The organism is Salinimicrobium profundisediminis (assembly GCF_026241755.1).
Lineage (GTDB): Bacteria > Bacteroidota > Bacteroidia > Flavobacteriales > Flavobacteriaceae > Salinimicrobium > Salinimicrobium profundisediminis.
Map to the genome: position 1 here is coordinate 112,140 of NZ_JAPJDA010000015.1, position 13,707 is coordinate 125,846.

A 13,707-nucleotide genomic window follows, 5' to 3' on the forward strand; every position below is an offset into this window, starting at 1 on the left:
TTGGTTAGCTCTTTTCTCCCAGTTCTACTGCCCTGTCAAAAGCGGCGTAGGCGGCTTCTTTGATCAGTTCTTTTACGTTGTTGTCATCCATAGAATCTAGCGCTGCCCTTGTAGTACCACCTTTTGAGGCCACGCGATCCATCCACAGGGTTGGGGAAAGGTCGTTTTGGTTAAAGAGTTCTACCGCTCCTTCAAAAGTCTGGCTTACAAGCACCCTTGAATCGTGCTCCGAAAAGCCCATTTTTAAGGCCGCTTCAAGCATAGAGTTCATAAAGTAGAATACGTACGCAGGTCCACTTCCCGAAATTCCGGTAGAGGCATCAATGAAGTTCTGGTTCTTCACATGAATAGATTCTCCCGTAGTGTCAAGAAGGTTTCTAACCATCAATAATTCTATTCTCGAAACTTCTTTTGATTCGGTGTAGGAGGTAACTCCTTTTCCTACCTGGGCCGGTAGGTTAGGCATTGACCTTACTACTTTTTTAATGCCCAGTCCATTTTGTATAGTCTCAATGGTAACTCCCGCCATTAAGGAAACCGCGATTTGCTCCTTATTCATCATCGGTTTCATTCTTTCAAATAGTTCCTCGCTGTGGTATGGTTTTACAGCAATAAAGATTAGATCGGCCTGGGGTAAAGCATCTTCCAGTTGTTCGTGTACATCAAAGATCCCCATGTCCTTCAGCAAAACAATTTTATCTGGCGAGACATCGTAAATCATGAGCTTACGCTGGTTTAAAAATGTTGATGAGGCCATGCCTTCTGCATAAGTGAGGCCCATATTTCCTGCTCCAATAACTAAAACTTTCATTACTTCTAATATTTTGTAGTGTTTGTGCAAAGACTGTACAGGACAAGCCTTAAATAAAATTAATTCTGAAATTCTTTGCCTGTCATGGCGTATCCCGCTGATAACAAGTAGTTTGTTTGTATAGTTTTATTTCTGAAGTGACCGACATATCGTCAAAAACCTGAAAATCCGTCAGTAGTAGGAAGGCTTCCGAAGGGGAAGACGTTAATTTTATTGATATATTTGGCTAAAACTGATCTTAAAAACTTATTACACGCATGAAAAAACTTTCGGGATTATTCACCCTGTGTCTGCTTTTGTCGGCTCACTTCTCATTTGCACAATCAAAAGATGAAGTTATACAGAATATTGTAAAGGAGGTCGAGCAAAATTCGAAACTTGAGGAGTTAGCGCACCAGTTGCTGGACAGCATTGGGCCACGCCTGGTAGGAACACCACAAATGAACAATGCTCATAACTGGGCCGTAAAGAAATTTGAAAGCTGGGGCATCCCTGCCGAAAAGCAGAAGTGGGGAGAATGGCGCGGCTGGGAACGCGGCGTTACCCATATTGATATGGTTGAGCCACGGCTGCAAACCCTTGAAGGGAGACAGCTCGCCTGGAGCCCTTCTACCGGGAAAAAACCTGTAACCGCCGAGGTAATTACTTTGTCCGAAACAGTTTCCGATTCTATGGCTTTTCAACGCTGGCTGCCACAGGTAAAGGGTAAATTTGTCCTCATTTCTATGCAGGAACCAACCGGAAGACCCGATTATAACTGGGAAGAATATGCTACCGAAGCTTCTTTTGAAAAGATGAAGCGCGAGCGTAGTGAACAATCTGAAGCCTGGAGAGATAAATTCAGTACTATGGGCTATACCTCCCGCACTTTACCTGCTGCACTTGAAAAAGCCGGTGCTGTTGGGGTGATTACTTCCAATTGGTCTGAAGGTTTTGGGGTAAACAAGGTTTTTGGAGCTTACACAAAAGAGGTTCCTACCCTTGATCTCGCCCTTGAAGATTACGGAATGCTTTACAGGCTGGCAGAGAACGGAAGCAAGCCTAAAATTAAAGTTACCGCCCAATCTAAAGAACTGGGAATGGTGCCTACATTCAATACCATTGCTACTATTAAAGGAACCGAATTACCTGAAGAATACGTGGTGCTTTCGGCGCATTTTGATTCTTGGGATGGCGCAACCGGGGCGACAGATAATGGAACCGGAACTATCGTAATGATGGAAGCTGCCCGAATTCTTAAGGAATATTACCCTAACCCTAAAAGAACAATAATTATTGGGCTTTGGGGTAGCGAAGAGCAGGGGCTTAACGGGTCACGCGCATTTGTGGAAGATCACCCGGAAATTGTAGAAAATATTCAGGCGGTATTCAACCAGGATAACGGAACCGGAAGAGTGGTGCGTATCACCGGGAATGGGTTCTTGCACGCTTATGATTACCTGGAAGACTGGCTTTCAAAAGTGCCCGATACGGTTGCCGATCATGTACAAACTACCTTCCCCGGAAGACCGGGTCGTGGGGGGTCAGATTATGCTTCTTTTCTTGCAGCAGGAGCTCCGGCTTTTAATCTAACTGCTTTAGACTGGGCTTACTGGAACTATACCTGGCATACAAACCGCGACACTTACGACAAGATCGTTTTTGACGACGTGAGAAATAACGTCATTCTTACGGCTGTACTTACTTATATGGCGAGTGAAGACGACGAAAAGGCTTCGAGGGAACAAATCAAACTTCCAATCAATACCCGTACGGGAGAACAGGAGACATGGCCTGAGCCACGATCTCCAAATCGCCGTGGCGGAGTAGAATAAGAAAAAAGAGCGCCTGTAGCACAGGCGTTCCTGGTTACTTGCACTAAGCTGCAGAAGGTCCTTTCACCTAAGGTGTCAAAAAGGGGATTTTCTGCAGCTTATTTTATTTAAGGCCTAAAGCCTTTTTCCCTTCAGCCACCTCTTTTCGGGCTTTTTCAAAGAGGATGGGATCACCGCCAATGAGTACCTGCGTTAGTTTTTCCATTTCCCAAAGGTATTTGCGGCCAAAACCCGGGTCATTTCTTACAATATCGGGAGTGTTGTCAATAACATCGGCTAATTTTATGGTTTTTGCCTCTTTGCTTATGTTGGCCTGGCGTTGCACTTCCCGCTCTTTACGGGTCCTGCGGTTGAGGTGAGGGTAATTCACCTTCATGTATTCATCGGTTAGTTCTGCAACCAGATTAGCTACTTTTTGACCGAATTTCTCCCTTATTTCTTCGATTTTCACAGGAGTATCTTCCACGACATCATGAAGATATGCCGCGCAAATCATTTCTGCGGAATGCGGTACGCTTTTTACTATTTTTGCCACCCGCTTCGGGTGTTCTATATAAGCTTCTTCTGAATATTTCCGTTGCTGCTCTCCGTGAGCTTTAGTTGCGAATGCCAAAGCTTCCTCTTCCATTTTTTACTTCTGAAAATAAGAATTTTTCCGAAGTAAACTGGGAACAATTCAGCTTCAGTCATATTTCAAGTTCATCAAACAGAAAAATTCATATTTTCTTTTTTCTGAAAATGAAGTGACTTAATACTGAAGCAGATTCAGAAATGCCATTTTTGACAAACTTTTTACGGGTGTCAAAAATGGCATTTTAGGAACCTATTTTTGCAGCGGTGCTCCAACCGGAATGGTACAGTCATGGCCCGGTTCCCCGTGCGCCGGATTTACCTGTGGCGTCTGGTCTACCCTTATCGGCGAAACTGATGTAGAAGGTGCCGGGCTCGAAACAGCAGGGCTGGTAGTGCCTGCGGAATTCGCCGTTAAGGGCGCCCCCACCGGAAGATCGCACCTGTGGCCTGGAAGCCCATGTGCCGGATTCACCTTTATTTCTTCACTATTAGCTGCCTGCGTAGTGGTTTCGGCAGTTTGTTGTGGAGTAGATTCGGTCGCAGTCTTTTCATCTTTACAGGAAGACATCAGGACCAGTCCGAGGGCTATGGTAAGATAGCTGAGTTTTAAATTTTTCATTTTCATCTTATTTTATCAGGTTTAGCAGTTGTTGTTGCGGTATGTTAAGAAGGCCGGCCGAGGGTAACCTGCGGGTCATTTCCTTCCAGTTCTCATCTTCTTTAAAAATAGCTTCAAAAATGGGTTTTGCTTCGTCCATTCTTCCGCTGTTGGCAAGGGCTACAGCCGTCCAGTATTGCATTTCGAGGTTGTCTGGGAAAAGCTTCATGGCATTGCCGTATTCTTCAAGTGCTTTGTCAACATTATTTTCTTCCATAGCAAGATCTCCGCGGTTCATAAATTCATAAGCCCGGGCAACTTTGAGCAGGCGTTCCAGCTCTACCAGTGGCTGCTGATGATCGTCTACCCGCAGGTCGATCTTTTTTTCTTCCCATGGATTTTCAACTTCTTCGGGGCCAACAACGATAATTGCAGCCGATTGGCTTCCGCGAAGGTCACCGCCGGCAGCTTCGGCAGCCTGTAGTACTTTTAGCACCCTTTCGGCCAGTGGTAATTTGGCATTTTCAAGAAAAGCCTTTTGCATAGCGGGTACTATAGTGGCATTGAGCATCATGTTAGCCTGTACCGAATAATTCTCACCGCTAATATGATCTGCAGCTTCTACACAATTTTCGCCGGTGTGGGCGGCAGTATTTCCTGAAGTATCCAAAAAGGCCACCTGTCGGTATTCTTTTCCTTCATCTTGCGCCAGCAAAATCCCCAATGCTTCGGAAGGATTTTTTCCCTGTTGCATAAGTTCTAACCCCTGTGGGCCATAAGCAGGGTTTACGAATGACTGTGTGGCTACAACGCCCACTCCCGATTTTCCCCAGGAAACGATAGACCCCACAGAAAACCAATGGCTTTGAACTCCCACGGCCATCTCGCCTGTCTTTGCATCTCTTGCCACAATAGAATAGGTGTGTGCAAAGGCGTCTTTCATGATCCCGGGATTTCCCGACTGGGAAAAGAGTGTGGTGCAGCAAAAAATGGCAAGAAAAGAAAGGCTCTTCATGATCAAAATATTTTTTTAAAAGTAATAAATATTCCTTTAGGAGGTTTTATGAGCTTCAGTCTCAAAAAATCTCTATTTCGGGCTTAAAACTGAAAGGAAGTTTTTAAATTTGCGCCCGCATGGCCTCGTAGTTCAATGGATAGAATAGAAGTTTCCTAAACTTTAGATCCAAGTTCGATTCTTGGCGAGGCTACTTTTAACATTTTAAAGGAAATCAAAATCCTGTTAATCTTATGATTATCAGGATTTTGTGTTTTTTTTGATATCAACTGATATTAAATAAAATGCACTTAAAAGTTCACAAATCGTCAACATATTTTCGGTTTGAATTCTTATCTTGATACTCTGTGAAGCAGCACAATTGGTGGTTTGACTTTCGTGAAATTGTTTAACTTAAAGTCACCAATTATGCGTACACTGTCAACATTTTCGGTTTTATTCTGGATTTATTCTCAACGAGCAAAAGATAACCTGGCTGTAGTTTATGCCAGAATCACTGTGAACGGAAGAAAATTAAATATCAGCCTAAAGAGAAAGGCCGAGGTAGACCTGTGGGATTCCAGAAAACAAAGGCTCATAGGTAAAGGGTCCAAATCTAAAGAACTGAACCAGTTCCTGGATCAGGAGCATTCCAGGCTCTTCCAGTGTTATCAGGAATTAAGGGTAGAGGGGAAGGTAATCTCTCCGGAAAATATTAAAGCGAAATATTTTGGTGATATGGAGCATCTTTTTTCTTTGGAAGACATGTTCAAGTATCACAATGAAAATATGTTTTCAAAACTGAAATATAATACCTCTCGTCTTTATATCACAAGTCAAAATTATATCAGAAAGTTTATAAAGAAGGAATATGGGAGAAAAGATTTTTATCTAAAAGAACTGGATTACGGGTTTATCATAAAATTTGAAAACTACCTAAGAGCTGTCCGGCCTCGGCATTACCAAAAACGCCTCCAGCACAATGCAGTGATGAAACATATTCAACGTTTGCGAAAAATGGTGACGTTGGCCTTTCATCTTGAATGGATAGACCGGGATCCTTTTGTCAAATTCAAACCTCATCTGGTACAGAAAGAAAGGGGATTCTTGACTTCAGATGAACTGGAGAGAATTGAGAATTTCCAGCCGGAAATACCTAGGCTTAAAAAGGTAAAAGATCTTTTTATTTTTAGCTGTTATACCGGAGTCAGTTATGCAGATCTCATGCTTCTTACCCCTCAGAACCTGGTGATTGGAATAGATAAGAAATTCTGGATAATCACCAGGAGAGAGAAGAATGGAAATCAGGTTAAACTTCCCTTACTATCCAAAGCAATCAGTCTAATTGAGGATTATAAACATGATCAAGGTTGTCTTTTAAATAACAGTCTGCTGCCCACGCTTTCCAATCAAAAGATAAACAGCTATTTAAAGGAAATAGCTGAAAAGTGTCTTATTGAAAAGAACCTGACTTTTCACCTGGCCAGACACACCTTTGCAACGACAGTTGCTTTGACCAATGGAGTACCGATTGAAACGGTATCAAAAATTTTAGGACACAAAAAACTTTCGACAACTCAAATCTATGCCAAGGTAATTGAAAGGAAAGTGAGTGAAGATATGGAATTGCTACAGCAAAAGTTGAACAGTAAAGCATCGGGTAATTTTCCTGAGTTGCAAAAACATGTTTAATCAATATTTTAAAACTTTTAATCATTTGGGCAGTCTGGTGCTAATATGATAAATCTACCAACTTGTAACCGTTAAAACCCTAAACAGGAAAATTCAGGGACTGAATCTTATGTAATATTTGCTGAACGAAAGTCAAATTACCAAATACTGTAATTGTGAAATATGAGCTGAAATGGAGCTCCTAAGAGTATTATAATATGTATAGCAGATTTCGAATGGCACCTGAATATTTTACATTCTGGTGGACAAAGAGGGAATATAATTCCCTTTAAGATCTGATCTGCAAAATGCCAGGTGATTCATCATAAAGGGGAAATGGGTTTTTTGTACACATGAAACGGGAAGAGGTATACATCAGAGTAGGAACCCAATATTACAAATTGGTAAAAGCACCGAGCATTTCAGGCCATGTGAATGAATCGCTGGTTCCATGGAATATTGAAACGATCAGGCAGGACCATGGGAAGACTTACCTTGCGGCAATTCCAAAATTCGATGGCTTCACCTGTATCCCAGATCATCTGGATTTTAAATCCTCCTGCCACAATTTTTATAACACATATGCTCCATTAAATCATGTCCCGGAAAAGGGAGCATGTACTACTTCCTTAAGTTTTGTGAAACATATTTTTGGAGCTCATTACGAATTGGGTTTAGATTACCTGCAACTCCTTTTTATCAAGCCTACACAAATCCTACCTATACTATGCCTGGTCTCGCGGGAACGTTCCACCGGGAAAAGTACTTTTCTTAAATGGCTGAAACTCATTTTTGAAAATAACCTTACCTATCTCACCAATGATAGCTTTACCAGCCAGTTCAATGCCGATTGGGCGAATAAACTTCTGATTTGCATAGATGAAGTCTTGTTTAATAAAGAAGAGCTGACTGAGAGGATCAAATATTTAAGTACCACCAATATCAATAAACTGGAGGCAAAAGGAAAGGACAAGCGGGAAGTGGAATTCTTCGGAAAGTTCATCCTCTGCAGTAACAATGAAGAGAACTTCATTAAGATAGACCATCATGAAACCCGTTTTTGGGTACTACAGGTTCCTGTGATAAAGAAAGAGCAAACGGAATTCCTGGAATCCCTGGCCAAAGAGATTCCTGCATTTCTGTTTTACCTAAAGAATCGAAAGCTTTATTCCAGGCACCAAACCCGGATGTGGTTCTCTGCTGATCAAATAGAAACACCTGCCTTGAAAAAACTGGTGCAGAATAACCGTAACAGGGTGGAAAGGGAACTGGCTAATATTCTTTTAATGGTGATGGAAAATCAGGATATGGAGGAGTTGAATCTTTGTCCGATGGATGCCTATAATGCAATTAGTAAATCCCGACTTCGAACCGATCTTACCCAAATCCGGAAAATCCTGAAGAAGGACTGGAAGCTGGAGAATCAGCCCAATTCCAACCGCTACCAAAAGTTCCTGCTCTGGGGAGATGGTTCTACATCTTTTATAGAAGCTAAAGGACGCTATTTCACTATAAATAAAAATTTCCTTCTGGAGAATTTCGAGGATGATAAAATCAACTGAATTCTCTCTTCCGAAGTGAAAAATGATGAAATGATGACAAAACGATGACAGGGAATCTCCAGTGTTTGCGGGAGGTTTCAGCTGCTGTCATCATTTCATCAAAATGGAAGCTGCTATTGAGGGTAAAACTTTGAAATACTATTTATTTTTTGATGAATTGATGACAAAGTAAGATAAGACCAATAATAGTAAGGGTTTCAGCTGTCATCAAACTGTCATCAAATTGTCATCAAAAATTTATTTGATGACAAAAGAAGGAGAAGAAAGGAGAGTTGTAAAACATAGCAAACACTACTAAATAAAAAGCTGATGAAAACAAAAAGAATGAACTGTGAAACAGCCCGTAGCATTTGCATCGTCAAAACACTGGCAAAGCTAGGGCACTTTCCCAGCCACAAATCGGAGAAAAAAGCATGGTTTCTGAGTCCCCTTCGGTCAGAAACTCAGGCCTCTTTCAAGGTCTCTATTGAGCTCAACAGATGGTATGACTTCGGAATAGGAAAAGGAGGTAATGTGATTGACCTGGTATGTTTAATTTCAGGCTTTTCGGTGGGAGAGGCTCTCGGCTATTTATCAGAGGGATTACCTGTTTCTCCATCCAATCTAAACTTTAGGAAAAGCAGCCAAATAAAGGAACCAAAAAACAAGATCCTTAAGGTCCTGCCTATAGGACATTGTTCACTAAAAGAGTATCTGTCCTCCCGAAAGATTCCACTTCACGTAGCAGCAACCTATTGTAAAGAGATTTGGTATGAATGCCATGGAAAGCCGCTTTTTGCTCTTGGCCTCAAAAATCATTTAGGGGGCTGGGAATTGAGAAATCTTTATTGTAAAAGTTCTACTACACCTAAAAGCTACTCCTACTTAAAAAAGGGGGGAGAAAAGCTAATTGTACTTGAAGGAATGTTTGACCTGTTATCATTGGCAGTAATAGCTTCAGAGGAAATAGAGAGAGCAGATCTTCTTATTCTAAATTCCCTCTCTTTTATTTCTGAAGTGCATCCTATTTGCAAAAACTCCAGAGCAGTAACCTTATACCTTGATAGGGATCCATCTGGAAGAACAGCAACGAAAAACTTGCTTAAAAGTTATTCTCACATTAAGGATGAGAGTAGTCTTTACAAAAATTTTCAGGACTTGAATGAAATGCTTGTAAGGAAGCAGATTGTTTAAATTTTGAATGTATAAAAAAAGAAGTAGCACAACTTAAATTAATTAAAGCTACACATGATTATCGTTTTGAAAAGCAAAGCAAGATGTGTCATTGTCATGACAATCTTGCTTTACTCCCGGAGGTCGCAAAGGCTAAAAAGAAGAAAAGATGAAAAGGGAATTCATTCAAATCCGATGCTCAATTTATGAGAAAAAGCTACTCAAAAAAAGAGCAGCCAGAGCCGGAATATCCCTTTCAGAATACATTCGCTCCACTGCCTTTGAAAGAAACATTGTGGAAAGGATAACACCGGAACAATTAGAATACTATCGGATGTTGGTGGAGTATAAGAACAACTTTACCCGAATTAGTAATATGTTCAAAAAACGGGATCCACAGTTAGCAGCAACGGTGGAGCGGCTTGCTGAGGAAATTAGAACTCACTTACAAAACTTCAAGAAATGATAGGGAAAGGACACGCCATCTCAAGAACAAAGGCATCGTTAACCTATGGATGGGATCAGGAAAAGGAGGCAGAGGTAGTACTTAAAGAACATCTTGCGGGAGACAATCCCCGGGAGATCACAGAAGAATTCCAAATTATCCAATCCCAGCATGAAAGGTGCTCCAAAAACACTCTTAGTTTTATAGTAAGTCCAACCATAGAAGATGGAAAGAATATGACCTCGGAAGGACTGGGTGAGATCGCTCGAAGGTTCTTAATAAAAATGAATCTTCAAAATCATCAGGCCATAGGTTTTGTTCATCGGGATAAGAACCATACTCACATTCATATCTATGCCAACCGCGTTAGCCTCACGGGGGAAGTTTATAAAGACAGCTTTATTGGAAAACGAAGTCAAATTGCCGCAGATAGCATTGCAAGGGAGTTAGGCCTTAAAAGAGTAAGGGAAGTGCAACAAGCCAGGCTAGTTGAGCTTCAACATCACCGCAAAGAAGTTCAATTCATACATGAGAAAATCCTCCAAACAAAACCTAAATCTCTTGATGAGTATATACAGAAGATGCAGGTACATAGGGTAAAGGTTATTCCAAGTATTAACAGATCCAGGCAGTTGCAGGGTTTCAGATTTGAATACAATGGTATAAATCTGAAGGGCAGTGAAATCCACAGGAGTATGAGTGGCAATAAAATTATTTTGGGAATCAGTCAAAACAATAGTATCACAAAGCTCAAAGAGCCACCACGTTCTCTTCAGCTACTTAGCAGTACCGTACAACTTAGTACCGGCCTCATAAATAAAATAGCCAAAGATTTGATCAAACAAACCATTAAAAGAGCTCTGGATCCAGGAATAGGAATGGGATATTAAAATACAATGAGATGAAGAAAATAGACGAGATCATGGAACTGATGACTGATGAAATTCAGGATTTTCAGGTTGCCCTTTTGCAGATGAAAAAAATGACTGATGAACTCAATACACGGAGCATTCCTATAAGTACCGAAGTAATGGAAAAACAGTTAAAGTTTTTCTTTCAGCAGCAACAGGAAAAAGAAGCTTTAATGGCAGATAAATTAGTAGCTATTGATAAAAAGCTAAAGAAGGCATATATCCTCCCCAAGAGTATGGGTATACTTTTTGGAAGTGTGCTGGTCCTTTTAATTAGTATAATTTGTTATATGGGTCTTCAATTGGAGAGTTTAAAAGATGATAAAAATGATGTTTATCCGGCATATCAATATGGTGAATATTTAAAGGAAAATCCAGGTTCACGAGAAGCATATGAAAACTGGCTGCAAAACCATAACATTCCGTAATGCGCCCAATGCTGTTTTTATTTAACGCTTAACCACTGTACGCTATAAAAACAGCATCGGATCCCGCGCAGGTAAGTTATGGTAGATATTGGGGCTTGAGAACGAGATCTAAATTACTAACCTGTATGTGCCAAGACCAGAATCCATTGGCGAATCCTGGAAATATTAAGGATAGAAATTCATTTTTGTTTATTATAATTCTCTCACATTTCCCTTTGGATTTTTAAAATATCTTCGGGACTAAAAGAAATATAGTGGGTCTACAGTTATCCCCAATTTATTTAAAAAATGTCCAGTTTTTTTAATAATAAACTGGACAAAATTCCACATTTGAAAAAAACAGTAATTCTTGAAAATAACTGATTACATAGCTAATACCATCAATAGATTCCCTAGGGGCTCTGTTTTTACCTATGAAGATTTTAGTGTAGAGGTGAAAAAAATGAAGCTGTGATTAAAGCTTTAAACCGGATGGTAGAAGCGGGTAAAATATCTAAATTATCCAAAGAGAAATATTACAAGCCGGAAAAGACTCCCTTTGGATTAATACAGCCTGATCAGGAACAGGTTGGTAAAGATCTATTGGAAATTAATGGAAAAATTATGGGTTATTTTTTACGGGCTATTTTATATACAATATATACAATAATTTAGGTTTGACTAGCCTGGTAAGTAATACTATTCAGATAGGGAGAAATCAAATCTGGCCAAAGCTAAAGAGGAAATTCTAGGCGGAGTGTTAGATGAATTAAACAAAGAGTCAATTACTTTAAAAGCTTTCTTGAATCCAATTACCTAATATAAGTTCCCGGGGCTTCTAAAGTATTGTCAAATACCAACATCTGGAATGTGTATGAAACTTCATCAGGACAAAAAGTTTAAAGGTTATCGTATGATTATGAAATAAGACCCTCACCACCAACAGGATTTCTTGCAACATATCCTGAAATTAAAGAGGAGTTTTGCCGGTGGCTGTGTCAGAAGTGGGACTATTTTGATAAACCACTTTTTCATAAACTCATGTCCGTTTTACAATAAGGAACTCACTATTGTAAAATTACGGGTAAACTACAATAGCACAATCCTTATTGTAATAATAAGTGTAAATCTACAATAAGGCAAAAAATGGATTTTACGGATAAAAAAGAGTGCAGTTATTTTACGCAAGTTTTCTTACAGTTAGCAGAGTGATAATTTGGTTCCTGTACCCCGCATCTCACCTATTTCTTTGATTGGATAAGTATCCAAATTGAATATGGATACACTCATGCTGGGATTGTATGCTTGTAATTCCGCTCGTTATCCTTTTTTTGCACGCGAGATAAAAAGGTCTTGTCGATGTCCTAGTAATTCCCTTCACATCTAAAAGAGTAGGAATTCTATTTTTTTAAAAAAAAAAGTAATTGGCTTACAAGAGATCTTCAATTTATTGATTCGTAAAGAAACTGTATCGTATAAAATTTCCATCCTTCTCTAAAACTATTTGCTGGTTTAAAAAGCTCAAAATTGAATATATATGAAGAAACTATTACCCCTCGCAATTTTATTTTTTAGTTTTACTATTAATGCCCAGGTAGGTATAGGAACGGATATGCCCAACTTATCCAGTCAGCTAGAAATTGTGGCTTCAGATCGGGGAATTCTCATCCCCCAGGTTCCACTTAACAGTCTAACAGACCAAACAACAATTACAAATGGGAATGTTGAAAGTCTATTGGTTTTTAACACCACTAACTCCAGTGGTTTAACTCCAGGTTATTACTACTGGTATGCCGGTATATGGAATAGAATAACATCAACAACACAAACAAATCCTGGTATTCCTGCAAATAATGTTGTTTGGAATATTGAGAATCAATCATTTGTTTATTTTAATGAAGCAGGGGATCAAATAAACATCAAATTAGATGATATTACCAATGAGACTATAACCCGTCTTGTGGATAATCTTGATGGTACATACACTTATATTAGTGAGGATAATTCCCTTACAACAATAGATGTTCCTTCCGATGTTATTAAAAATATCAGTAGTAACGGATCTGTTTATCAGAAGATTATATCGCTTTTAGAAGATAACGTTACCTATTCTTCTATAATCGACAATGGAAACGGAACTTTTACTTTTTCTTCCGGAAGTGGTATAGAGACAATTTTTGATGCAAACACCACGAAATTAATTGATAATGAAGATGGTACCTATAATTTAACCAATACTAACGGGGAGCATATTACAATTAATACCAATGCTGATGCATTGAATTATAATAATGTCAACAGTGGATTGACTGCCGTAAATGTTCAGGATGCTTTAGATGAGATTCAAAATAACCTTGATAATACTACAGATGTATTGGTTAGTAATAATGATGGCACTTATACTCATACCGCAGTAGATGGCACTCAAATAGTTATAGATGCTAATACTACAAACGTGACCGTCCTTGAGGGTGTCTATACATTTACCGATGGTACTGGAGCCACAATTGCCAGTATTGATACTAATGCCGATGCAATTACATTTGATAACACCACTAACAATTTTACAGCCACTAATGTACAGTCAGCTTTAGAGGAATTGTTTACCGAACTGGAAACCGGTTTTGGGAACCTTACGATCGAAGATAATGAAGATGGGAGTTTCTCTTTGCTTGGAGCTGATGGAACAACCGTCCTTGGAACAGTATCTAAGTCGAACTTAACGGATAATGCTGATGGTTCTTACACTTTCACTAGTAATGATGGTAC

13 protein-coding genes and 1 tRNA gene are annotated in these 13,707 nt (G+C 39.7%); 10 read left to right on the top strand and 4 right to left on the bottom strand.

Annotated elements, in window-relative coordinates:
* Positions 1–4: 4 nt before the first annotated feature.
* Entirely contained in the window at positions 5–811 is an 807-nt protein-coding gene (gene proC / locus OQ279_RS10460) for a pyrroline-5-carboxylate reductase (RefSeq protein WP_266069839.1), read from the bottom strand.
* Positions 812–1,068: 257 nt separating this feature from the next.
* Between proC and OQ279_RS10465 the strand changes: the two genes are divergently transcribed.
* Positions 1,069–2,625, top strand: coding sequence for a M20/M25/M40 family metallo-hydrolase (locus OQ279_RS10465; protein WP_266069840.1), 1,557 nt, complete (start codon positions 1,069–1,071; stop codon positions 2,623–2,625).
* A gap of 103 nt (positions 2,626–2,728) precedes the next feature.
* Here the strand turns inward: OQ279_RS10465 and OQ279_RS10470 are convergent, their stop codons facing one another.
* The 3 genes from OQ279_RS10470 to OQ279_RS10480 form a co-directional block, all read right to left on the bottom strand.
* Positions 2,729–3,253, bottom strand: coding sequence for an HD domain-containing protein (locus OQ279_RS10470; protein WP_266069841.1), 525 nt, complete (start codon positions 3,251–3,253; stop codon positions 2,729–2,731).
* Positions 3,254–3,448: 195 nt separating this feature from the next.
* Positions 3,449–3,817: a hypothetical protein gene (locus tag OQ279_RS10475; protein WP_266069842.1), complete on the bottom strand. Its 369-nt coding sequence runs from the start codon at positions 3,815–3,817 to the stop codon at positions 3,449–3,451.
* A 7-nt stretch (positions 3,818–3,824) separates the two neighbouring features.
* Complete coding sequence (locus OQ279_RS10480) at positions 3,825–4,811, bottom strand: DUF1028 domain-containing protein (protein ID WP_266069843.1); 987 nt, start codon at positions 4,809–4,811, stop codon at positions 3,825–3,827.
* Between the two features lie 121 nt (positions 4,812–4,932).
* Here OQ279_RS10480 and OQ279_RS10485 point away from each other — a divergent pair.
* The 9 genes from OQ279_RS10485 to OQ279_RS10525 all read left to right on the top strand — a co-directional run.
* A tRNA-Arg gene (locus OQ279_RS10485) sits at positions 4,933–5,004 on the top strand.
* A gap of 215 nt (positions 5,005–5,219) precedes the next feature.
* Positions 5,220–6,482, top strand: coding sequence for a site-specific integrase (locus OQ279_RS10490; RefSeq protein WP_266069844.1), 1,263 nt, complete (start codon positions 5,220–5,222; stop codon positions 6,480–6,482).
* A 332-nt stretch (positions 6,483–6,814) separates the two neighbouring features.
* Positions 6,815–8,023: a primase-helicase family protein gene (locus OQ279_RS10495; RefSeq protein ID WP_266069845.1), complete on the top strand. Its 1,209-nt coding sequence runs from the start codon at positions 6,815–6,817 to the stop codon at positions 8,021–8,023.
* 513 nt (positions 8,024–8,536) lie between these two features.
* Positions 8,537–9,196 (top strand): DUF8464 domain-containing protein, encoded by a 660-nt coding sequence (locus tag OQ279_RS10500; RefSeq protein WP_266069847.1) that lies wholly within the window; start codon positions 8,537–8,539, stop codon positions 9,194–9,196.
* A 148-nt stretch (positions 9,197–9,344) separates the two neighbouring features.
* Complete coding sequence (gene mbpA / locus OQ279_RS10505; protein WP_266069849.1) at positions 9,345–9,641, top strand: mobilization protein MbpA; 297 nt, start codon at positions 9,345–9,347, stop codon at positions 9,639–9,641.
* The gene (locus OQ279_RS10510) at positions 9,638–10,510 is read left to right on the top strand and encodes a relaxase/mobilization nuclease domain-containing protein (protein WP_266069851.1); all 873 of its coding nucleotides are present in this window, start codon (positions 9,638–9,640) and stop codon (positions 10,508–10,510) included. Before mbpA ends, OQ279_RS10510 begins: the two co-directional genes overlap by 4 nt.
* A gap of 11 nt (positions 10,511–10,521) precedes the next feature.
* The gene (locus OQ279_RS10515) at positions 10,522–10,959 is read left to right on the top strand and encodes a DUF6730 family protein (RefSeq protein WP_266069853.1); all 438 of its coding nucleotides are present in this window, start codon (positions 10,522–10,524) and stop codon (positions 10,957–10,959) included.
* 450 nt (positions 10,960–11,409) lie between these two features.
* Positions 11,410–11,613: a hypothetical protein gene (locus OQ279_RS10520; RefSeq protein WP_266069854.1), complete on the top strand. Its 204-nt coding sequence runs from the start codon at positions 11,410–11,412 to the stop codon at positions 11,611–11,613.
* A gap of 937 nt (positions 11,614–12,550) precedes the next feature.
* A partial coding sequence (locus OQ279_RS10525; protein WP_503167757.1) for a phage tail-like protein occupies positions 12,551–13,707 on the top strand: 1,157 nt, incomplete at its 3' end.